This window comes from Pigmentiphaga aceris, assembly GCF_008119665.1.
Lineage (GTDB): Bacteria > Pseudomonadota > Gammaproteobacteria > Burkholderiales > Burkholderiaceae_B > Pigmentiphaga > Pigmentiphaga aceris.
Genome location: NZ_CP043046.1, coordinates 3,347,003 through 3,368,414, shown reverse-complemented (window position 1 = coordinate 3,368,414; position 21,412 = coordinate 3,347,003). Strand labels below are relative to the sequence as shown.

18 protein-coding genes are annotated in these 21,412 nt (G+C 60.8%); 8 read left to right on the top strand and 10 right to left on the bottom strand.

Annotation, left to right across the window (positions count from 1 at the left end):
* Positions 1-1,017, bottom strand: a complete 1,017-nt coding sequence (locus tag FXN63_RS14590) for a TRAP transporter substrate-binding protein (RefSeq protein ID WP_148815974.1) — start codon at positions 1,015-1,017, stop codon at positions 1-3.
* A 140-nt stretch (positions 1,018-1,157) separates the two neighbouring features.
* On the opposite strand from FXN63_RS14590, the gene FXN63_RS14585 reads away from it, so the two are divergent.
* Positions 1,158-3,257 carry an ATP-dependent helicase gene (locus FXN63_RS14585; protein ID WP_148815973.1) on the top strand — a complete coding sequence of 700 codons (2,100 nt, stop codon included), beginning with the start codon at positions 1,158-1,160 and terminating at the stop codon, positions 3,255-3,257.
* A gap of 48 nt (positions 3,258-3,305) precedes the next feature.
* Here the strand turns inward: FXN63_RS14585 and FXN63_RS14580 are convergent, their stop codons facing one another.
* Positions 3,306-4,247 (bottom strand): ankyrin repeat domain-containing protein, encoded by a 942-nt coding sequence (locus FXN63_RS14580; protein WP_148815972.1) that lies wholly within the window; start codon positions 4,245-4,247, stop codon positions 3,306-3,308.
* 324 nt (positions 4,248-4,571) lie between these two features.
* Between FXN63_RS14580 and FXN63_RS14575 the strand changes: the two genes are divergently transcribed.
* Complete coding sequence (locus FXN63_RS14575; RefSeq protein ID WP_148815971.1) at positions 4,572-5,174, top strand: hypothetical protein; 603 nt, start codon at positions 4,572-4,574, stop codon at positions 5,172-5,174.
* A 92-nt stretch (positions 5,175-5,266) separates the two neighbouring features.
* Here FXN63_RS14575 and FXN63_RS14570 read toward each other — a convergent pair whose 3' ends face one another.
* From FXN63_RS14570 to mntR, 3 genes are all read right to left on the bottom strand, one after another.
* Entirely contained in the window at positions 5,267-5,497 is a 231-nt protein-coding gene (locus FXN63_RS14570; RefSeq protein ID WP_148815970.1) for a SlyX family protein, read from the bottom strand.
* Between the two features lie 62 nt (positions 5,498-5,559).
* Positions 5,560-6,876, bottom strand: coding sequence for a tetratricopeptide repeat protein (locus tag FXN63_RS14565; RefSeq protein WP_148815969.1), 1,317 nt, complete (start codon positions 6,874-6,876; stop codon positions 5,560-5,562).
* A gap of 141 nt (positions 6,877-7,017) precedes the next feature.
* The gene (gene mntR / locus FXN63_RS14560; protein WP_148815968.1) at positions 7,018-7,485 is read right to left on the bottom strand and encodes a manganese-binding transcriptional regulator MntR; all 468 of its coding nucleotides are present in this window, start codon (positions 7,483-7,485) and stop codon (positions 7,018-7,020) included.
* 244 nt (positions 7,486-7,729) lie between these two features.
* On the opposite strand from mntR, the gene FXN63_RS14555 reads away from it, so the two are divergent.
* From FXN63_RS14555 to FXN63_RS14540, 4 genes are all read left to right on the top strand, one after another.
* Positions 7,730-9,082, top strand: a complete 1,353-nt coding sequence (locus tag FXN63_RS14555; RefSeq protein ID WP_148815967.1) for an Nramp family divalent metal transporter — start codon at positions 7,730-7,732, stop codon at positions 9,080-9,082.
* Between the two features lie 61 nt (positions 9,083-9,143).
* On the top strand, positions 9,144-9,476 hold the full coding sequence (locus FXN63_RS14550; RefSeq protein ID WP_148815966.1) for a type II toxin-antitoxin system PrlF family antitoxin: 333 nt from the start codon (positions 9,144-9,146) through the stop codon (positions 9,474-9,476).
* 2 nt (positions 9,477-9,478) lie between these two features.
* Positions 9,479-9,970 (top strand): type II toxin-antitoxin system YhaV family toxin, encoded by a 492-nt coding sequence (locus FXN63_RS14545; RefSeq protein ID WP_148815965.1) that lies wholly within the window; start codon positions 9,479-9,481, stop codon positions 9,968-9,970.
* 219 nt (positions 9,971-10,189) lie between these two features.
* Positions 10,190-11,695, top strand: coding sequence for a DASS family sodium-coupled anion symporter (locus FXN63_RS14540; RefSeq protein WP_148815964.1), 1,506 nt, complete (start codon positions 10,190-10,192; stop codon positions 11,693-11,695).
* A gap of 62 nt (positions 11,696-11,757) precedes the next feature.
* Here the strand turns inward: FXN63_RS14540 and FXN63_RS14535 are convergent, their stop codons facing one another.
* Together FXN63_RS14535 and FXN63_RS14530 are read right to left on the bottom strand one after the other, a co-directional pair.
* Positions 11,758-13,077 carry a hypothetical protein gene (locus FXN63_RS14535; RefSeq protein WP_148815963.1) on the bottom strand — a complete coding sequence of 440 codons (1,320 nt, stop codon included), beginning with the start codon at positions 13,075-13,077 and terminating at the stop codon, positions 11,758-11,760.
* A gap of 195 nt (positions 13,078-13,272) precedes the next feature.
* Positions 13,273-14,055, bottom strand: a complete 783-nt coding sequence (locus tag FXN63_RS14530; RefSeq protein WP_148815962.1) for an NAD(P)H-dependent oxidoreductase — start codon at positions 14,053-14,055, stop codon at positions 13,273-13,275.
* Between the two features lie 80 nt (positions 14,056-14,135).
* On the opposite strand from FXN63_RS14530, the gene FXN63_RS14525 reads away from it, so the two are divergent.
* Positions 14,136-15,038 carry a LysR family transcriptional regulator gene (locus FXN63_RS14525; RefSeq protein WP_148815961.1) on the top strand — a complete coding sequence of 301 codons (903 nt, stop codon included), beginning with the start codon at positions 14,136-14,138 and terminating at the stop codon, positions 15,036-15,038.
* Between the two features lie 21 nt (positions 15,039-15,059).
* Here FXN63_RS14525 and FXN63_RS14520 read toward each other — a convergent pair whose 3' ends face one another.
* Positions 15,060-16,307, bottom strand: a complete 1,248-nt coding sequence (locus FXN63_RS14520) for a YbfB/YjiJ family MFS transporter (protein ID WP_148815960.1) — start codon at positions 16,305-16,307, stop codon at positions 15,060-15,062.
* 196 nt (positions 16,308-16,503) lie between these two features.
* Here FXN63_RS14520 and FXN63_RS14515 point away from each other — a divergent pair, with 196 nt between their 5' ends.
* Entirely contained in the window at positions 16,504-17,475 is a 972-nt protein-coding gene (locus FXN63_RS14515; protein WP_148815959.1) for an alpha/beta hydrolase family protein, read from the top strand.
* A gap of 61 nt (positions 17,476-17,536) precedes the next feature.
* Here FXN63_RS14515 and FXN63_RS14510 read toward each other — a convergent pair whose 3' ends face one another.
* Both FXN63_RS14510 and FXN63_RS14505 read right to left on the bottom strand, forming a co-directional pair.
* On the bottom strand, positions 17,537-18,508 hold the full coding sequence (locus FXN63_RS14510; RefSeq protein WP_187394902.1) for a serine hydrolase domain-containing protein: 972 nt from the start codon (positions 18,506-18,508) through the stop codon (positions 17,537-17,539).
* 409 nt (positions 18,509-18,917) lie between these two features.
* The gene (locus tag FXN63_RS14505) at positions 18,918-21,377 is read right to left on the bottom strand and encodes a membrane-bound PQQ-dependent dehydrogenase, glucose/quinate/shikimate family (protein ID WP_148815957.1); all 2,460 of its coding nucleotides are present in this window, start codon (positions 21,375-21,377) and stop codon (positions 18,918-18,920) included.
* Between the last annotated feature and the right edge of the window lie 35 nt (positions 21,378-21,412).

Below are 21,412 nucleotides of genomic sequence, written 5' to 3'. Positions count from 1 at the left end.
TTACTTCGCGCAGTAAGCCGCGTCCTTGCTTGCCTCATTGGTGTTGCGGCGCGTGTCGTACTTGGCAAGTACCGCAGCGGCTTCTGGGCCGGCACGACCAGACCACTCGGCAATGATGGTCGATGCCGCCTGCTTCAGCTCCGGCTGAATTGCCGTCGGTACGCTGGTTTCAATCGCCACGCCGTTGTCTTTCATCGCCTGATAATTCTTCACTTGCCGGCCCTCGATGGCGGTCCACAAGCGGTCCTCTGTTGTGCGTCCTGCTTGGTCAACGGCGGCCTGCATCGGTTTCGGCAGTGCTTCATACGCTGCCTTATTCACCACCGTGAACGACAGCGGCGCGGCGTAGCTGAGTGCGGTGAAGTTAGGCAGGTTCTCCCACAGACGCTGGCCTGCACCGCCGTCACCAGACGACATCACACCGGTGATTTCACCGCTTTTGATCAAGGGCAACGCCTTGCCCATCGGCATGTTCACGCCCTTGACGCCAATTGATGCAACGAAGGCCGCCGACATCGCGTCATAGGTGCGCACGTTCAAGGCGCGGAAGTCGTCCATGGTCTTCACCGGTTTTGCAGACCACAGCCCGGTTGCCGGCCACGGCGTGGAATACAGCAGACGGCTGCCCACGCTGTCGAAGTACTTGGCGTACATCTCGCGCGTGGCTGCTTGCAAGCACTTGGTATCGTCGATCGATGCCGTCACGAAAGGCAGCGAGGGTAGGCTGAACATCGGCGCAACCGTGCCCAGCGGGCCACCGAACATGTCGGCAACCTGCACCGTCCCGGCCTTTACCGCCTCGAAGGCGGCCAGCGAACCGAGCGTCGAATCATGCTGCGGCGTCACCGTTACTTCGCCTGCGGACTGCTCGCGCAGCACTTCAGCGAAGGTGGCCAGTCCGATACCGGGCATGGTGGTGGCCGGGTATTCAGAGACAGCATTCCAGGTGACGGCTGCGCTGGCAAAAGTGGAGAAACACAGAATGCTGACTGCAAGTGCGATGCGGGTAGGTTTCACGGTTGGGCTCTGCGGGTGGCGGGGAAAGGGAATAATTGAGGGGCAAGACTTTGTAGTACTGTACGCCCATACAGTCGCACAGTACTGACTTCAAGCATTGTTGCGCGCCCTTTGTGTTTTCTCATCTTATTTGCAACGCCATGCAGGATTCCCAACCGTCGGCCGTGCGTCTTGCCGATGCCTTGTCTGAACTCAATCCCCAGCAACGTGATGCCGTGCTGTTCGGTGTAACGGCGGGCGCACCAGCCACGCCGCCGCTCTTGGTGATTGCAGGCGCGGGTTCGGGCAAGACCAACACCTTGGCACATCGCGTTGCCCACTTGATCATCAACGGGGCCGATCCGCATCGCATCATGATGCTGACGTTCTCGCGTCGGGCGGCTGCCGAAATGGATCGGCGGGTGGGCCATGTGCTGCGGCAGGTCATGAAGCTGGCCAGCACGCAGTCACCGCCGTCCTTGCCGTGGTCGGGCACCTTCCACGCGCTGGGCGCGCGTCTGCTGCGCGAATATGCCGGGCACATTGGCTTGGCCGATGACTTCACCGTGCACGACCGGGGCGATGCCGAAGACCTGATGGGCATTGCCCGGCACGACCTTGGGCTGTCTGCCACTGAAAAGCGCTTTCCGCTCAAAGCCACGTGCCTGTCTGTGTACTCGCGCACGGTCAACAGCCAGGCCCCGCTGACCGAGGTGCTGGACCAGCACTTCCCGTGGTGCGCCGCCTGGCACGACGAGCTGCGCAAGCTGTTTGCGGCCTACGTGGATGCCAAGCAGGCCCAGCACGCCTTGGACTACGACGACCTTTTGGTCTACTGGGCCGAGATGATGGAAATACCGGAACTGGCCGCAGCAGTGTCGGCACGTTTCGATCACATCCTGATCGACGAGTACCAGGACACCAACCGCTTGCAGGCCGCCATTCTGCTGGCCATGAAACCCGACGGCAGGGGCCTGACAGTGGTGGGCGACGACGCGCAGTCGATCTACTCCTTCCGCGCGGCCACCGTGCGCAATATCCTGGATTTCCCGGGCCAGTTCGCCACACCTGCCGACGTGATTACGCTGGACCGCAACTATCGTTCGACCCAACCCATTCTGGATGCCTCGAATGCCGTGATTGCCTTGTCGTCCGAGCGTTATGCCAAAGCCTTGTGGACCGATCGCGCATCCGAACTGCGTCCAAGGTTGGTCACGGTCAGCGACGAAGCAGGGCAGGCGCGTTGGGTGGCTGACCAAGTACTGGCGCAGCGCGAAGCCGGCACGGTGTTGAAGTCGCAGGCTGTGCTGTTTCGCACCGGCAGCCATAGCGCCAATCTGGAATTGGAACTGACCCGACGCAACATTCCGTTCGTGAAATTCGGCGGGCTGAAATTCCTTGAAGCCGCGCACGTGAAGGACGTGCTGTCGCTGCTGCGCTGGGCACAAAACCCACGCAGTCGACTGGCCGGTTTCCGGGTGACGCAATTGGTACCGGGCGTTGGTCCAGCCACTGCCGGCAAGCTGCTTGACGCGATGGAAACGTCCACCGCGCCCATGGACACGCTGCGCGCCTTCACCTTCCCCGGCGCGGCCGGTGCCGACTGGCAGACCTTGGTCGCCGCCTACGACATTCTGCGTCGGCCGGACGCAACCTGGCCGGCCGACATGGACACCGCACTGGAATGGTATCTGCCGCAATTGGTGCGCTTGTTCGAAGATGCGCCGGTGCGACAAGGCGATCTGGATCAGTTGTCGCGTATCGCTGCCTTATACGGTTCGCGCGAACAGTTTCTGACGGAACTGACGCTTGATCCGCCAGATGCCACCAGCGACGAATCCGGTGTGCCGCTGCGCGATGAAGACTATCTGATCCTGTCGACCATCCATTCCGCCAAGGGGCAGGAATGGAAGGCTGTGTATGTCTTGAACGTGATCGATGGCTGCATTCCGTCGGACATGTCCACGGGTACCGCCGCCGAGATCGAGGAAGAGCGCCGCCTGCTGTATGTGGCCATGACACGCGCCAAGGAAAGCCTGCAACTGGTGGTTCCGCAGCGCTTCTATGTACACAACCAGACCGGCCGAGGCGACCGCCACGTGTACGCCTCGCGCACCCGTTTCATTCCCGACGCGGTGGCCAAGCTGTTCGACGCCTACCCCAAGCGGCCGCCACCAGGCGAGCCGATCCTGGGCGCGGTGCCGCCTTCGGTGCTGCCCAGGGTTGATATCGGGGGAAGGTTGCGCGGGCGATGGAGCTGATGCTGGGCTGACAGCGGGGACTGATCGACATGCCGTCCCCGGCCCGCATCACAAGATACCGTTGCTCCAATCTTCGGTGCCGCGCATGCGCTTTTTCACACTGTCGATGCGCCACTCGCCGCCCGCTTGTTTGACAACGAACAGATGCTCGTAACGCATGCCGTTCTCACGCGGGGCGTCGCAGACCAGCACTTCGACACGTGAGGACACCGGGCGGATCGACAACAGCTCATCGTCCGGGGTGTACTCAGGCGGCCACCCAAAGCCCAGGCGCTTGTAGACACGTTCGCGCAGCGTGCAATAACGCGACACGATGTCATCGGCTTCCTGCCAGAAAATATCAGGCAGGGCGTCACCCTCTTTGCTAAGTTCGCGGCCATGCGTTTCCCAGTCGAAACTGGCCTGAATATATGCATGCACCACCAAGGCCGGCTCGGCGGTTGCGGGCACATCGTCCGGCCGCACTGGCCAAGGCAATACCGGGGTAGGTTTGGGGGGAGTCGGTGCGCCGGCTCCTACCGCCTCCAGCATGCTGGTGATGGCCACGTGACCACGCTCGGCCGCCAGCGTCCACGCGTTGTCGTGCGAAAAATCCACCAGCTCGGGGGCGGCACCTTGATCCAACAACAGCCGCACCACGTCGATATGCCCCGACTGGGCTGCTGCCATCAGGGCAGTACGTTTAAGCTGAGGCGAGGGCAGGTCCAGACTGGCCCCCCGTTTGATCAGCAAATCAGCAACCTCGGTCAGCCCAAGCTCTCCTGCCCACGCCAATGCGGAATAACCGACTGCCGAGCACTGGTGATTGATGTTGGCGCCATGTTGGATCAACACCTCGACCGCATCACGCTGACCGGCAATGGCAGCCGACACAAGCGCAGTCCGACCGGTGCCCTTGTGCCGCCATTCGATGTCATCGCCCTTGTCGAGCAACTGTTTGATTTTGGCCGTGTTGCCCTGCTCGGCGGCCTTTTGAAGTAAATGAGACATGCTGGCCGCTTGGTGAGTTATTAGAAGGCCATACGGTCATCAAGAATAACGATTCGCACTCGCAGGTATCGGGCAGGCTCACACTTTCTTACGGCAGTAATGGCTAGGTATTGCCAATGATCAGCTTGCGGCGGCTGTTCCTCGGCTCCCGATATCTGCGGCCTTATCCGCTGAGTTGCAGCATGCGTTTGCGAAAATCAGCCGGGAAAGGTCCAATGACGGCTTCGCCGTTTCAGCGCTGTAGCCAGCACCGTGATCGCACCCTGGTCACACCTGCCGACGACAGCCATGCCGGCAACTCAATTCATCCGCACGGAGAAGTAGATGTTCTCGTTCTTGAAAGCCCTCGATGTCCTGTCCCTGGGCATGTTCAGCCGCCTGCGATTGTCGGCCATGCCGCCCGACGACGGCTCGGACGTCGTGGTCGATCAGTTGTCTGTGCCCGGACCGATTCGTGTCGATGGCGTCGACTACCTGCTGGTGTGGTCCGCTCGCCCCACGCCTACCTACTACAAACAGGAATACGTGGCTGCCACGGAAACCGCCGAGCGCTATCAGCGCATGGTGCTGGTTGAACTGGTGGTAGGTGACGACGACATGGACAGCATCGTGGCTGCCCAGGTCAAGATGATCGAAGCCCGCAAGGCAAGCGACCCGGTCGCAAACATCGCGGTGATGAAAAGCGCTGCCACGGGCGAAACGATTGCCGACTTCCTGCTGAGCGCACGCCTGCCTTCCGGCGAAGACGTGGTCGAGTGGAACGCCTACCGCTATCTGCCGCACGCCGAAGGCGTGATGCTCTTCGGCCTGAGCCGTCGTGCATATGGCGAAGAAGCAATGGCGTTCTTGAAGGGCTTGGGCGCGGAACGCATTCGTGTGATCCAGAGCCTGGCGGCAATGGAAATGCCGACGGTCGACGCGCACTAAGTTGCGCTTCAGACGGACGCGTGATGCCACCCGCTTAACTGCTTAGTCGCTCTGCCGCATTTGGATCTGCATCACCGCTGATGCAGATACCGTCAATAATGCGGCGGCAGCTCGTCCCGCAAACTGCGGAACGTCGTGCTGTCTTCAGGCACTTGATCGCGCAATGCAGCCAGGTCGCGCGCCAGCCGCTCGATCATCTGTTGCTGGCGAAAAATCGTCTGGTTCAACTGATCCAGCAAATCTTCGGTAAAGCTCGCCTTGACCTCAAGATCGGTCAGGCGTCGCTCGGTCTCGGGCGAGTGGGTGTCGTTCGTATGGTCCATGGCGCTGATTAGACCCGAGATCGATGCAGGCTGCACGACATCGATCCATTGTCTTGTTTGCGTCAGCTATTGTTCTTGCGCGCGCCGGGCAGGGCTTCAAGCGCGCATTGTGCAGGCTCTCCCAGACCCTTGCGCAAGAAAGCCGGTGCGGGTGTGCCAACCTGCTTTTGCCAGCCTGAAAAACTGATCGCCCACATCTGATTGCGTTGGAATACGCCTGTCTCGCCCGCCTTGCCGGTCCAGTAGGCAGACAGCGCATCTCGTTCCTCTTTGCTCAGGGGATCGTTTTCTTGTTCTTGCTGCAGGTTCATCACCAAGGCCACCATGGCGTCTGGAATGCCTGCGGCGGCGGCATGGTGATAGCAGGTTCGAATGGTCTCGATCGATGCGACCTTGTACTCGGGTTTGTAGTATTGGGCCCGGTAGTTCTGTTCTTCCAGCAGCAGACCCACGTTGAACAAGGCGCGTGGGTTGCCTGCCTGAGCGGCGCGGGTCATCCACTTGGAGCCTTCGGGCTTGTCTGTCGACAGGCCTGGCGTGTCCAGCGCCACATCGATGAAGTGATTGCGCAGACTCGCGTGCCACTCCGCCTTGGCATTGTGCGAATCCCAGAGCCGCACCCCGTACTGAAGCTGCGCGGGGGGATAGCCAGCTTCCGCTGCCTGCTTCAACGCGTTGCCCACTTTTGCCATGCAATCGGGCCCTTCCGGATTCTGATTGCACCATTCATCGAACTCCAGCAGCGCTGGCGCAAACCCCGTGTTGACTGCCGTGCCAAGCCAGCGCCAGGCTTGTGGATTGTCGTTGCCCTGTTTGCGGTAATGGCGTGCCATTTCCAAGGCCGACTGCGGCAAGCCCAGGCCGGCGGCACGCTCATAAAACGCCAGCGCGGTGGCTTCACCGCTTGGCGAAATCATGTCGCGGCTAGCAAAAAAACCCTGGTTATGGATCGCGCGGCGATTGTCCTGCGCAGCTGCTTTCGCATTCCAGGTGATGGCTTCAGCGCTGTTTTTCGGGCTCGCCCAGCCATTGAGCAACATGCGTGCGACCGAGGCCTGTGCGCTGGCATTGCCTTGCTGGGCCGCCAGTTGGTAGTAACGCAAGCTGCCCGGCAAATCCTGCGGTACGAGCTTGCCGTCTTCACGTAGCACTCCCGCGAAATATTGGCTCTCGGCATTTCCCGCATCCGCATCGCGCTGAATGCGGTCAGCGTCGGATCTTGTCCAGGTGGATGGGTCGACGTCATACCAGAACACGGGCGAAAGCCATGTCGGGCGCGTCACGATGGTTGGGGCTTGGATGTTGGCAGGCGCTGCCATCAAGCCGTTTACAGAGGCGGCCATCAGCGCCGCAAGCGTCAGGGAGCGGGCAAATTTCATGCGAAATTCTAGCCGGCACCGCGCTTGATCATTACCTGCGAGGCGCTGATACCGTAACGGGTTATGACCCGGATTTTATGTGGCCGCGAGGTTCATCAATGGATCAACGCGCAGCTTGTGACAACTGCCCATAGCATCTTGCTAGACAGGTGGATTATCCAGCTTGCGAAGTGCATCACGAAATGCCGACAAGGTTTCCTCGCTGACATGGTGTTCGATACCTTCGGCATCCATGCGGGCCGTGTCGGCGCTGACACCAATCGAACGCAGAAACGCTTCCACCGTCTGATGCCGCTCGCGACTCTGGTTCGCCACTTTGCGGCCGGCCTCAGTCAGAAACACGCCTCGATACGGCTTGCGGAACACCAGTTTCTCATCGGTCAGCCGGACCAGCATCTTGGCAACCGTTGGTTGAGACACCCCAAGTCGGGCGGCGATGTCCACCTGCCGAGCTTCCTGACCGTCTTCGATCAGGTCGGCAATGAGTTCGATGTAATCCTCGACCAGCGCACGCCGTCGCGCCTCGCGACTATGACGAAAGCCCTCGGCATGGCTTTCCGCATCGGGCAGGGGCTGGTCTCGCGGAATGTTGCGGGGTGCGAAAGGCACTGTCCTGGGCTCCTGTCGGCTCGGCTGCTCATGTTCGTGGCATGACTGCGCTTTGTCCAGCGCGGCCCTACCTTCGGAAGGGTTACACGGCACGTGGCGAAACTGCTACCCCGTAAGACATAGGCGCGCGTCACGCCAATACAAAGCCTGGGCAATGGAGTATAGTCAAATGCATAATGTCCAGCCTGGGCGTGCTTGAGCCTTGCGATTCAAGACGCTTGCCGGGATGGCAGGAGTTTCAACGATGTCTGACATCGGCAGCACCATCCCCCGACGTCCCTGGAAGTTCGCCAGTCCCACCGACGACAGCCGTCCCAGCCTGCCTGAAGTGCATGGCACCGTACATGTACCGAAAACAGGCGGATGGCTTCGCCGCCTGCTGGCCTTCATCGGCCCGGGCTACCTGGTGTCGGTGGGTTACATGGACCCAGGCAATTGGGCCACCGACCTGGCGGGCGGTTCGCAGTTCGGGTATGCGCTGCTGTCGGTCATCTTGTTGTCCAACCTGATGGCGATCCTGCTTCAGGCCCTGTCGGTCCGGCTGGGCATCGTCACCGGACGAGACCTGGCCCAAGCCTGCCGCGACCACTACTCGCGCCCGGTCAATCTGATGCTGTGGCTGGCCTGCGAGGCAGCGATCATCGCCTGCGATCTGGCCGAGGTCATCGGCACAGCCATCGCACTCAAACTCTTGTTCGGCCTGCCGCTGATTGCCGGCGCGCTGATCACCGCACTCGATGCATTCCTGCTGCTGTGGCTGATGAACCGGGGCTTCCGCTTCCTGGAGGCATTCGTGGTGGCCTTGCTGGTGGTAATTGCCGGCTGCTTTGCCATCCAGATCGTTGCGGCTGCGCCACCGGTAGCGGCCGTGCTGAACGGCTTCCTGCCGTCTACCCAGGTGGTCACCAACCCCGCGATGCTGTTCGTGGCGATCGGCATCCTGGGTGCGACCGTCATGCCGCACAACCTTTATCTGCATTCATCCATCGTGCAGACGCGTGCCTACGAACGCACCGACACCGGCCGCAAACAGGCGATCCGTTGGGCTACGGCCGACAGCACCGTAGCGCTGATGCTGGCCCTGTTCATCAACGCCGCCATCCTGATCGTGGCGGCTGCAGCCTTCCACGGCAAAGGCCACGAGGTCGCCGAAATCGAGCAGGCGTTTGAACTGCTGTCGCCCGTGCTGGGACTGAGCATCGCGTCTACCTTGTTCGCCGTTGCCTTGCTGGCATCGGGCCTGAATTCCACCGTCACCGCCACGCTGGCCGGCCAGATCGTGATGGAAGGCTTCCTGCGCCTGCGCATCCCGAACTGGGCGCGTCGGCTGTTGACGCGAAGCATCGCTATCGTGCCGGTGGTGGTGGTCACCATGCTGTATGGCGAAGAAAGCGTGGGACGGCTGTTGGTGATCAGCCAAGTAATGTTGTCAATGCAACTGCCATTCGCCGTGATTCCGCTGGTGCGCTTCGTTACCGACCCGGCCAAGATGGGCAAATTCGTGGTGTCGAAATGGACAGCCAGTCTGGCTTGGTTTGTGGCGGCGATTATCGTGGTGCTGAATCTGAAGCTGTTGTATGACTTGTTGAGTGGCTAAGGATTCTTGACAAAGTAAGGTAATTTCCTTACTTTTGCAGCATCTACGCTGGGAGTCAATCATGGCTGCGTTGCTGAAAGAAGAAAGCACCATCACCGCCAAGGGCCAGACCACGGTCCCAAAAGCCGTCCGGCAAGCGCTGGGTGTGGATTATGGTGGGCGCATTGCCTTCTTTGTCGATGACGCTCACCGCGTCTACATCGAGAAAGCACCAGAAGAAGTGAGCGATCCTGTCGTTGATCGCTTCCTCGAATTCCTGGCGCGCGACATGAGTGAGCATCCGGGCACCTCTGTCGTTCCGCTGCCCGATGCGCTCCGAACTCGCATGGCGACGCTCGTCGGCGATATGAGTATTGATCTCGACGACGACATTGATGGGGACGTCACGCTCTGACCATGCTCACGATCAATGGCTGGACCATTCTTGCGCACCCATTGTTTCTCGATCAGTTGGAAAGGCTGACCGCCACCGTTGAAACATTGAAGGCAAAAAAGCCCAACGAATATCAAAAAAACGCCAACACCAAGCTTTTGGCAGCGTTGAAAAAACTGATTTTTGAAGTCATTCCGTCCGATCCAACGGCAAGCACGTATCGGCAGGGGTCTACGCTTGGCGAAACCTATAGACACTGGTTTCGGGCGAAATTCGGGAACGGTCGCTTTCGCCTGTTCTTCCGTTATGACTCGATCGCCAAAGTGATTATCTTCGCCTGGGTCAACGACGAAAAGACCCTGCGAACGTACGGCGCACAGACTGATGCATACAAGGTCTTCAAGGGGATGCTGGATGACGGCAATCCACCCGATGACTGGGCCACCTTGCACAAGGTAGCGTCGGGTGCCGGCGCAGTGAGTCGGCTTGACCTCGCATCTTCTATCAAGCCATAGCCAGTACCTCTTCATCGTCGTTGCAAACGTGCTTTCAGCCGTTATCCGACAATTATTTTTATCTGAATCTTCAGAAAGCTTGCATCAGGACAAAGGGTTCTCGAATGCATCGGCGCAGACTTCCATCAATACATCGACAGTCATTCCGGCTTGCCGGTCTGACTTGAATCAAGTTGCCTGCGAATACCTGCAGGCGACGTGGATAGGAGTAACTGCACGGTGTTCACAAAACTCGCGGCGACGCTACGCTATTTCAAAGATGCGGTCCCGTTCCGGCTGGTTCCGGCGCTCATCACCACCGCCGTGCTGCTCACGCTGCTGCTGATCCCCGCCCCGGAAGGCCTGGCCCCCAAAGCCTGGACGCTGGTCGCCATCTTCATCACCACCATCGTGGCGATCATCCTGAAGGTCATGCCCATCGGGGTGATGGCGATGATGGCCATCGTCATCGTGTCCTTGGCGCAGGTCACATCCAACACCTCGAAGGGCGCAATCGCCGATGCGCTCAGCAGTTTCTCGAACCCGCTGATCTGGCTGATTGTGGTCGCCATCCTCATCTCGAAAGGGCTGAAGAAAACCGGCCTGGGCAATCGCATTGGCCTGATGTTCATCGCCATGCTGGGCAAGCGCACCGTTGGTATCGGGTACGGCCTGACGATCTGCGAACTGGTGTTGGCACCGTTTACCCCCAGCAACACGGCGCGCGGCGGTGGCATCGTTCACCCCATCATGAAGTCGATTGCCACGGCTTTCGATTCCGATCCTGCCAAAGGCACGCAGGGCAAGGTCGGCACCTACCTGGCATTGGTGAATTACCACGCCAACCCGATCACCTCGGCCATGTTTCTGACGGCCACGGCCCCGAACCCCTTGGTGGTCGACTACGTGGCACGCGCCACCAATCAGAACTTCCACCTGACCTGGACCACCTGGGCGCTGTGTATGTTGCTGCCCGGCTTGATCTGCCTGTTGGTAATGCCGCTGATCATCTATCTGCTGTCCCCGCCAGAACTGAAGGCCACACCGAACGCGGTGTCCTATGCGAAAGAAGAGATGGCCAAGATGGGCCCGCTGTCCTTCAAGGAAAAGGTCATGCTGGGCACCTTCGGGCTGATGCTGGTGCTGTGGGCCAACGTGCCGGCCATGCTGCTGGGGCCATCGTTCACGCTCGACCCCACCGTCGTCGCCTTCATCGGCCTTTTCGTGCTGATCATCACCGGCACCATCGACTGGGACGACGTGTTGTCCGAAAAAAGTGCGTGGGACACGCTGGTGTGGTTCGGCGCGCTGGTCATGCTGGCCGAACAGCTGAACAAGCTGGGCGTGATCGCCTGGTTCTCGGCCGGCATGAAAGCCGCCATTGTCGCCAGTGGCATGGGCTGGTTGCCGGTCGCCGCCGTGCTGGTGTTGGCCTTCGTGTTTTCGCACTACATGTTTGCCAGCACCACCGCGCACATCAGCGCCATGCTGTTTGCGTTCCTGACCGTCGGCACGCAGTTGATTCCTGCTGAGTACATCGTGCCGTTCATGCTGATGATGACGGCGGGTTCGGGGATCATGATGACCCTGACCCATTACGCCACCGGCACCTCGCCCATCATCTTCGGTAGCGGCTACGTGACGATGGGTGCGTGGTGGCGCGTGGGGTTTGTGATGTGCGTGATCGAGTTGCTGATCTTCGCGGTGGTCGGGACGACGTGGTGGAAGTTGCTGGGTTATTGGTGACGCGAGGGTCGGTGCGTCACCTCCGTGCCTGCATCACATCCGTGGGTGGGTCACATCCATGATCACTCCTGCCCACGGGCAAGTGTCAGGTAACGCAGGCCTTCTGCATGAAGCTTGGCGTCTGGTGCCTGCATTTGCCCCTTGGCCTCGGCCAGGTTGTCCTGACACGCCTGCCAGCGGCACGCAGGAATGCTCGTCGTCTTTGTTTCCGCGTTCAGCCGGCGCTCGTGGTCCCAGTTCACCTGCCAGCTCACCCCAGGCAGGTCGTCAACGTTGTTTTCGTAATGCAGCTGTCCTCGGTAATGCACCGGCTTGTCCTGGAAGAAAATCCAGGTCTCGCGCTTCACCGGCAAACGCCCATCGATAGCCCGTTCGGGGCCTGCGTTGGCCTCCAGCTCCAACTGCGCAAGTGGCCCACTTTGCGTCAGCTTCACCCAGGTACCTTCCGGAAAGTTGCGATGCTTAAGATCGTGCCAGCGTGGGGCGTTTTCGGGCATGGCAATCTTGCTTATGTGCTCCTCAGCATGTATGGGCGACAGCATGCGGGGAATCTGCCTGCCCCTGACATCGAAGTGCAAATCCCCATCTTTTGCGATTTCGGGCGGCACGAACAGCTTCTGTGAAATCGCCGGGTTTGCGGCATCGGTCGGCACGATTTGGCGAGTGCTGCCGTTTGGCTCGTTCAAGCTGGCCCGCACCGTCGCCATGGCAAGCGGACGCCCGTTGTGCGTCAATTGCCCGGGTGTGACCAGGTTCAAATCTGCAAGCTGAAAATCTTGTGTTGGTTGCTTGGCCAGCACCAGCGGAATCACCAAAGGTTTAATGCGTTGCTGGGCAAAGCTGCGCTGGCCGGCCGGTGGCAAGTCTTGGTGCCAACTGACGAACAAAGGCTGGTTCCAGAGCGTATCGGCAGACGCCTGCAACCGCGCATGACTGAAACGATAGTGGGGCGCAGGCGATTTGGGCAGTTCAAACCGCAATTTCACCGGCCGTCCCGCCTTGTTTTGCACCACCTGCGCCGTCGCTTTGACCTCACGTTCCATTGGCGAATTTGCGTTGAGCGAGTCGGGCGCGCATAAGGCACCGTCTTGGCAATTGCGCAGATTCAACGGGGGCGTGGTCCGCTGCTTTTGTCCCTCGATGGTCTGTGTCGGCACGTAATAGGCAATCAGCTGCGCCTGTGACCATATCTGCGGCCACAAGCGGGTCTGCGTTGCCTGGTCCACATAGGCGATCGCCGTGTCGCCTATCTCGACGTCCACAAACAGCGATGCAGCATGGAGTGGCGTGGCAGTCGCTGCCAGCACGGTTGCAGTCGCTACGGTCCGACGTAGCAGTGTGGCGACGACAGGCTTCGGGGATGAAAAGTTAGCGTTGATCATTACTCTCCGTCAGGCAAACGACACGGCAAATCGGTGCGCCGAGCGAGGGAGAGCATAGCGCGCGAGAGATCCGCTTACGGCGAATGCAGATGTATCTGCGCTCGTTGATATAGATGACGAGTGTTGGCTGGAATGTGTTTGCGTAGACCCTGAACAGGCTGCTGCCCAGGGCTGATGCACTCGAATCAAATCGGACTATTGGTGCGAAATGTGGGCACCGAACCCATGCTCGCCAGGTGCCACGTCTTCGCGCAAGGTCAACGCCGGAATCTCATAGGCACCTGCATTCTGCGCGCGAAAGGCGATGGGGGCAGTCGTCCATAGATCATCCAGCCGTTGCCCAAGTGCATCGCAGGTCGCGGCAAACCGTGCTTCGTCCATGCGGCCGGTTCGGTAGATGGGGAAGGGCGGCAATACCTCGAAACCGGGGTAGTACAAAATGCCGTGATGGATCGGGAACAGCAAGTCATCGATCGGCCCGTTGATGCCGCGCGGGCTGTAGTGCGATTCCCAGCCACCGGTCGTGACGATCACCATCGCCCGTTTGCCCGCCATGCTGCCCTCGCCGAAGCGGTCGCCCCAGCGCGCATCGGAATGCTCGCCCACACCATACGCAAAGCCAAAGGCATAAACGCGTTCCACCCAGCCTTTCAAAATCGCGGGCATTGAATACCACCACAGCGGGAACTGCAGAATTACAGCGTCTGCCCAGCGCAGTTTGTCCTGTTCGGCGGTGATGTCCGGGCTTTGTGTGCCGTGTTCGAACGCGTGTTTGGAATCCATCGAGGCATCGAAGCGTGCGCCGGCAGGCATGTCAGTGCGGTCACTGGCGTCCAGCGGGGCCTTCCAGTTCATTGCATACAGGTCGGACACCTGCACGCTGTGGCCAGCCGCTTCCAGATGCCTGACGGCAAAATCCTTCAGCGAGCCGTTCAGGGACTGGGGTTCCGGGTGGGCATAGACAATCAGGACGTTCATGAGAAGCTTCCATGTGGTTGATGGAAACCAAGATAAGACCGCGGCCGGTATAGTGGAAATGAATTTCTGCCATATCAGGTATGCGATTGCTTAATAGTCTGCACCAACTCGACTTGAATCTGCTGGTCACGCTGGACGCCTTGCTCGCCGAGCACAACGTCACGCGTGCGGCCGAACGCCTGCATTTGTCGCAGCCCTCGGTCAGCGTGCATCTGGCCAAGCTGCGCGATGCATTTGACGATCCCTTGCTGCTTCCCGGGCCACGCGGAATGCGGCCCACGGCGCGTGCTGATGAATTGCGCGAGCCATTGCGGCTGGCGTTGGAATCACTGGCCAATGCACTGGCACCAGCCGGTCCATTCGATCCCGCCACGGCAACCGACACGTGGCGCGTCATGGCGTCCGACTATGGCGAGTCGACGATTCTGCTGCCCGCATTGGCCGCTTTGCGTACCGCTGCGCCGGGCACTCGACTGGCGGTGCATGAATTCGTCCCGTCTACCTTGGCGCGCCAAGCAGAGCAGGGTGACATCGACATCGCCTTTCACATCCGTCAAGACGCGCCCGCTGGCTTGCGGCAGCGTTCGATGTTCACCGAGCGCTACGTGTTGGTGGGCCGTGCCGGGCATCCACGCTTGAAGCGGCGGCCCACTTTGGCGCAGTTCTGCAAGCTTGAACACGCCATCGTGTCCACCAGCGGCGGTGGATTCCAGGGGCCGGCCGATGGGGCATTGCTGGCCATGGGCTTGTCGCGTCGCGTGGTGGTATCAGTACCGCACTTCCTGTTCTTGCGCGCGGTGCTGGAACGCAGCGATCTGGTGGCGATGCTGCCATCACGGCTTGCGCGTGATGTCGATACCTTGCAGGTGGTGGAGCCGCCGCTTGAGATCCCTGGTTTTGAGATGCTGATGCTGTGGCACGACCGCGTGCATCGTGATCCGGGGCAGCGATGGCTGCGGGAGCAATTCGCGGCGGCGGTTTGAAGGCGCGGCCCTGGGTATAAATCAGGCTTTCCTGGTGATGTTGGAAGAAGGCTCGGGCTGCCACGCAGCGACCATCACGCCGACCATTAAAATGCCCACGGACACCCACAAGCCAGCGCGGACACCGCTTGGGCCGTCGGACAGCAGCCCGCTCAAGACCGGGCCGATGCACTGGCCCAATCCAAACGCAATCGTCATCGCGCCAATCGCTGCGGTCCATGATTGTGGTGGCGCAGACTTCCTGGCAAAAGCTGCCGCCGAAGCCACCACGGCAAGAAAAGACCCACCAAACAGCAAGGCCGAGAGATAGGCACCCACTGGGCCTGGCCATACCAATGCCACCACCGCCCCGACCAACACCGTGCTCATCGTCGCGGCAATGCCTTGCCCGCCGCGCAGGCGTCCAAGCACCGGTCCCCAGAAGAAGGCAGCGGCTACTGCGGCAAGGCCAAGAATCGACCAGAAGATGGTGATGTTGGCGTTGGTGAAGCCCTGTTCTCCACGCAAAAACGCAACGATGAAAGTGGCGTAGGCGATGTAGCCCGCGCCGAACAAGCCATACGCGATCAAGCCGCGCGTCATGAACCGCAAAGACCAGTTCCCGCGCGGCTGGCCAGCTGACAGGTGCATCGGCGCAGGGCAGCGCTTGAGCGCGAGCCAGCCCAGCACAGTGGCGGCCAGGGATAAAGCACCCAACACCATCCAACCGCCTCGCCAGCCCATGTTGTCCAACAAGGGTGGCACGGCCAGCGCCGAGGCGGTGACGGCAATGCCCGCGCCGGCGAAGTAGATGCCCAGCAAGGTGGGCGCACGGCTGGCTGATCCGCCCGCAGCCGCTGCCGACGTCAAGCCCGCACCGGTCACGAAGGCAAGCGCACCAGTGAAACCCGCAGCGATCCGCAAGATCAGCAATAGGGTGAAATTGGCCGTCAAGCCAGAGGCACCGACAGCGATCGCCGTCAACAGCAATCCAAGCGCGAACACGCGTTTGTCGCCAAACTGTTTTCCGATGGTCGCCGCCACCAACGCACCCGCCAGATAACCCGCGGCGTTGGCGGTGTTCATCGTCCCGGCATCGGCAAAGCTCCACGCCAGGTCGCTTCGCATCGCGGGCAGCAGCAGGGCGTAGGCAAATCGGGACAGGCCCAAGGCGACTGCTGGCCCCATGGCAAGGCCGAATACGACCCAGATGGGAATGAGTGGATCGGCCCCTTGATGAACGCCATGTGAAGTGCCGGGCTGGGTGCGAGTAGGTCTGTCAGTCGACATGGCGATTCGTCTGCGGATGTTCGGGTGCTGTCTGACGACTATATTGCCGAATGTCGCCCGGTGGTGGAAACGACGGGGCTGCTAATGCGTCGGCGGGCGGCGGTCGTCATGGCCTTTATCGATAGCGGCGTCTGCCAAGGCGCAGGCTGCATTACCATTCACCGCGAAAACCCGCCCACCTTGACCCAGGCCTGTCATGCGTTTTTTTCGTTTCTTGTGCGTCGCTTTGCTGTCATGTTGGGCAGGGCTGAGCCAAGCCGCCGGATTTACTTTCATCGAGGTACCCGCATCGCAAGGCCAACCCGCATTGAGAGGTGCCGTCTGGACACCCTGCAACAAGGCTGCGGGCCAAATAGCACTTGGCCCCATGCGCATCGATGGCAGCGAGGACTGCGCGATAGCGGGCACGCAATTACCGCTGATCGTCTTTTCGCACGGGTCAGGCGGCTCGTTTCTGGGGCATCACGATACGGCGGCCGCGCTGGCCGATGCGGGGTTTGTGGTTGCTGCCATCAACCACCCCGGTGACAACTTTCAAGACCTTAGCCGTCAAGGTTCGCTGTCCGTGTTTTTGACCCGGCCCAACGATCTGACGCGATTGGTCGACTACCTGCTTGGTGCCTGGCCGGGCCGTTCCCAACTGGATGCAGACCGAATCGGTGTCTTCGGTTTCTCGCGTGGAGGTTTCACCGGGCTGGTGGCTGCCGGTGGCAAACCACAATGGCGGATGTTCACGGATCTCTGCCCGGCCGCATCGCCAGTGCCTTTGTGTACCGATATCGCAAACGGCGCGCTGCCACCGATGCCGGAGAATGATTCCCGCATCCGTGCCGCCGTGATCGTGGACCCGCTGCCCGTATTCAACCGCGACGGCTTGAGCCAATTGCACGTGCCCATTCAGCTGTGGGCCTCAGCGCAAGGTGGCGATGGCGTCACCCTGGAACGGGTGACGGCCTTGCGCGATGCGCTACCTGTTGCGCCGGACTGGCATGTTGCAACGGGGGCAGGGCACTTTGCGTTTCTTGCGCCATGCTCAGCAGCGATGGCAGAGATGGCACCAGAGATTTGCCGTGATGGTCCCGGTTTCGACCGGACGTCGTTTCACCGGGACTTCAATGCCAAGGTGTCGGCTTTCTTCCAACGCCATCTGAAACGTGGTGGCCAATAACGGTGGTCCCCTGATTGCCCACCAAGCGCCTGGGGGCAATCAGCGCTTGCGATGCAAGCGCTCAGCCCAGCATATCGAAGCGAAACACGCCATGCGTGGCGGGGACGGTTGATTGCGCTAGCGAGGGGGCCAATTTCAGGCCGTTCTCGCTATTGGTCATGAGGATAAATCCGTGGCCAGACGCGACCGACAGCATGGCGAAGGCACGGTACCCCGGATTGTTGCCCCATTGCCAAAGGTAGGGGCCGCCTTCTGCCTGTTCGATGCCCCAGCCATAGCCCCAGGATAGGCCCAGATCGCGATCGACCGCGATGGGGTCGGCCGTGATCAGCGCCAGCAGATCACGCCTGGAAGCAAGGGCGGCGAGGAATTTCGCATAATCGCCCGCCGTGGTGTACATGGAGGCTGCCGCGTTGGGTTCGATGAACTCGAAATGTTTGTCGCGGCCAAGCCAGTCAACGCCCGTGACGACACGAGCACGGATGTCATCAGTCAGGCGCATCCGGGAATCTCGCATGCCCAAGGGCTCGAAAACGACGCGCGAGACGGTTGCTTCGATAGGTTGGCCTGTCACTGCGGTGATGATGGCTTGCAGAAGCAGATAGGCTTCGCCCGAGTACTGCCACCGCTGCCCGGCAGTGAAAGTCGGGGCCAGCGCATCACTCGACCAGTTCGGCAAACCGGAGCTGTGATTGAGCAGGCTTGCCATCGGGATATTGGCCAGCGTGGCTGGCAAAACCCGATCGACATGAAGATCGCTTGGCCCGTCGAAGGGCCGTTGGCGATGGATATAACCCTCGGGCAAATAGGCAGAAACCGGAGAGCGTAGATCGAGTTTGCCGGCACGTACCAACTCGAGTGCCACGAAGGCGATGATCGGTTTGGTCAGCGAAGCCGCCTGCAGGATGCCGTCTGGCGCTGCGAGCGTTGATGGTCCGCAACCCTGAAGGACAACAGGCGATGCCGGCACACCGGCCTTCAGGGTGACGTAGCTTGCATGACAAATGCCTGCATCTGTGGCGACTTCTGCCACTGGTGTCGCACCGTACTTGCTCAGGTTGGTTGCGCAGGCGGAAAGGGCGAGCCCGGAGAAACCGGAAAGAATCAGATTGCGTCGAAGAAGGTTCATTTCACATTGACGATGCGTGGCCGTGCGAGCTGCCCGACCATGTTCAGACCACCTTTTTCAACCAGCGGAGTTCAAGTGTCGGGGAGCGTGCAGCCCCTTTTGCTATGTCCTTGACCAAGGGCGTCGCGGCAAGCACGCAGGCAAACTGCCAGATTGATGAGGGAATCAATCGCGGCCTTCAAGCTAGCGAACTACGGTGCCGAACTTTGCGACAGTGTACGAGACGCCGACTGCGAAAAAGGTGGCGCAGCCGTATAAGCCGGTTATTTGCCACGAGCGGAAGGTTTTCACCGGTTTACACCCCGAATCACCATCAGTTCCTCTTCGGCAGCGCCCACGCAATCACGCTGTCGCCCAGCTTCGTATCCATGCGCTGATGGCCACCCACGGCTGCCACGATGTACTGGCGACCATCGATCTCATAGCTCATCGGATTGGCCTGCGCGCCAGCCGGCAGGCGGACTTCCCACAGCAGTTCACCGGTTTCCGAGTTGTAGCCGCGCAGGAACTGGTCCAGCGCCGCACCGACGAAGGTCATGCCGCCTGCGGTGGCCAAGGAACCGCTGTTGTTCGGCGTGCCCATTTCCAGCTTCACGCGCGATGGAACACCCAGCGGGCCGGAGTCGTAGCCGGTGCCTAGCGGGCGACTCCAGATCACTTCCTGGGTGCGCAGGTCGGTGGCCGACATGTAGCCCCACGGCGGTGCAATGCACGGCGTGTTCAGCGGCGACATCCACGGCTCCTTGCGCGCACCGTAAGCCGATCCTTTCTGCGGCATGTAGCCCGACACCTGGCTTTTGCCACGGAAGATCGACACCACGCCCAGCTCGTCCATTTTTTCGCGGGTGAACAGTTGCTCGGTGTAGGGCAGGCGATTGCTGTTCATCAGCATCAGGCCGCGCACGGGGTCGATCGATACGCCGCCCCAATTCACACCGCCGTGGTTGCCTGCGTAGGCCAGCGACCCTTTCAACGTAGGCGGTGTGTAAGGGCCGTCATAACGCAGTTGTTTGAACTGAATGCGGCAGATCAACTGGTCGAAGGGCGTGATGCCCCACGCCGCCGTTTCGTCCAGCACTTCCATGGCTTTGCTTGGCGGGCCAACGGTGTTGGGCATGCCGGGCGACAGTGGCTGGGTCTTGGCTACCCAGTCAGGGGTGTCGGTGCCTTGGGGCACGGGCATTTCCACCACCGGCATGATGGGCTCGCCAGTGGCGCGGTCCAGCACGTAAATCTGCCCGCTTTTGGTGGCTTGAACCACGGCCGGACGTGTGCCTTCTGCCGTGGGGAAGTCGACCAGATTGGGTTGTGGGCTCAGATCGAAGTCCCACAGATCGTGGTTGACCGTGCGGAAGTGCCAGCGTTCTTCGCCAGTGCTGGCATCCAGCGCGACCAATGCTGCGGTGTATTCGTCTTCAAGCTTGGTGCGGTCGGCGCCGTAGAAATCGCTGGCCGGGTTGCCTGTAGGCAGATAGACCAGGCCAAGTTCGTCGTCGCCTGCCAGCAGCGACCATACGTTTGGCGTGCTGCGGGTGTAGACCTCGCCTGCTTTGGGTGGGGTGCTTACGCCCGGATTACCCAGGTCCCAGGCCCAGCGTTGGGCACCCGTGATGGCGTCGTAGCCGCGCACCACGCCCGACGGCGCGTCGCGTTCCGTGCCGTCGCGTACTTGGCCAGTGCCAATGATGACCGTGCCGCGCATGATCAGCGGGGGCGAGGTGGGGGCTACAAAGCCCGGGAAGGTGTTGCCCGTGCCGTCGTTCAAGTCCAGATAGCCGTTGGTGCCGAAGCCAGTGCACAGCTTGCCGGTTGCTGCATCGATAGCACCGACCCGGCCGTCGACCATCGGCCAGACGATGCGGGTCGGGCACTCGGTAACCGGCATCTTGGCCTCGAAGTAGGCCACGCCACGACAGGTGCTGGCGGCGATCCTGCTCATGGCCTCGCGGCTGGTCTGCGGGTCGAACCGCCATTTTTCCGTGCCCTTGGCCGCATCCAGCGCAATCACGATCTGGCTGGGCGTACACACATACACCGTATCCTTGACCTTCAAGGGCGTGTTCTGAAACGCGTACGCAAACTTGGCATCGGCAGGCTTCAGGTCGCCCGTGTGGAAGTGCCAGGCTTCTTCCAGTTGGCTCACGTTGGCCGGGGTGATCTGGGCCGACGGGCTGTATTTGTTCGACAGGTTCGAGCCGCCGTAAGACGTCCAGTTGCTGGCGTCGTGGTTGGCGGCCACGTTGCCGTCTGGCGATTCAACGGTCAGCCGGCTGAAGGCGACAGCAGGGCGGTCCCTGGCCAGTTTGGTGCTTGCCAATTCGACATGGGGCGAGTTGAACAGCGGCACCACGATCGAACCCAGCATGGTCAACGGCAGCACGCCCATGCTGACCAGATACACCGGTTTGCTGAAGCCGCGCATGCCGTGCCTGGCGACTGGCCAGAAGGCGAACAGCATCAAGCCCAGGAGCGACAACCATGCCAGCCGGGGAATCAGCGCCCAGCCGTCGAAACCGACTTCAGCCGTTGCCCAAATCAAGGTGGCCGCGCCCGTGACGCCAAACAGCAGCACGCCAGTGCGGCGCAGGGCCGCGAGCAGTGCGCCGGCCACCACAAACGCGGCACCCGCAATGGCGTAATACCAGGTGCCGCCCGCAACTACCAGCTTGCCGCCCAGCACCAGCATGCCAAGGCCAAAAGCGGCCACAACGAGCGCGATGAGTGCAAATAGCCAGCGACCGATGCCGCCTGGTTTGGTAGACGACAACGTCATCAAAAATCCTGAGGTAAAGAAAATGGCCCGGCCGT

What these genes read in the sequence shown, in the direction of transcription:
- FXN63_RS14505 (WP_148815957.1), bottom strand. Translation starts at nt 21,377, where the DNA reads ATGACGTTGTCGTCTACCAAACCAGGCGGCATCGGTCGCTGGCTATTT.
- FXN63_RS14580 (WP_148815972.1), bottom strand. Translation starts at nt 4,247, where the DNA reads ATGTCTCATTTACTTCAAAAGGCCGCCGAGCAGGGCAACACGGCCAAA.
- FXN63_RS14570 (WP_148815970.1), bottom strand. Translation starts at nt 5,497, where the DNA reads ATGGACCATACGAACGACACCCACTCGCCCGAGACCGAGCGACGCCTG.
- FXN63_RS14545 (WP_148815965.1), top strand. Translation starts at nt 9,479, where the DNA reads ATGCTCACGATCAATGGCTGGACCATTCTTGCGCACCCATTGTTTCTC.
- FXN63_RS14585 (WP_148815973.1), top strand. Translation starts at nt 1,158, where the DNA reads ATGCAGGATTCCCAACCGTCGGCCGTGCGTCTTGCCGATGCCTTGTCT.
- FXN63_RS14520 (WP_148815960.1), bottom strand. Translation starts at nt 16,307, where the DNA reads ATGTCGACTGACAGACCTACTCGCACCCAGCCCGGCACTTCACATGGC.
- FXN63_RS14555 (WP_148815967.1), top strand. Translation starts at nt 7,730, where the DNA reads ATGTCTGACATCGGCAGCACCATCCCCCGACGTCCCTGGAAGTTCGCC.
- FXN63_RS14530 (WP_148815962.1), bottom strand. Translation starts at nt 14,055, where the DNA reads ATGAACGTCCTGATTGTCTATGCCCACCCGGAACCCCAGTCCCTGAAC.
- FXN63_RS14535 (WP_148815963.1), bottom strand. Translation starts at nt 13,077, where the DNA reads ATGATCAACGCTAACTTTTCATCCCCGAAGCCTGTCGTCGCCACACTG.
- FXN63_RS14550 (WP_148815966.1), top strand. Translation starts at nt 9,144, where the DNA reads ATGGCTGCGTTGCTGAAAGAAGAAAGCACCATCACCGCCAAGGGCCAG.
- FXN63_RS14565 (WP_148815969.1), bottom strand. Translation starts at nt 6,876, where the DNA reads ATGAAATTTGCCCGCTCCCTGACGCTTGCGGCGCTGATGGCCGCCTCT.
- FXN63_RS14515 (WP_148815959.1), top strand. Translation starts at nt 16,504, where the DNA reads ATGCGTTTTTTTCGTTTCTTGTGCGTCGCTTTGCTGTCATGTTGGGCA.
- FXN63_RS14575 (WP_148815971.1), top strand. Translation starts at nt 4,572, where the DNA reads ATGTTCTCGTTCTTGAAAGCCCTCGATGTCCTGTCCCTGGGCATGTTC.
- FXN63_RS14525 (WP_148815961.1), top strand. Translation starts at nt 14,136, where the DNA reads ATGCGATTGCTTAATAGTCTGCACCAACTCGACTTGAATCTGCTGGTC.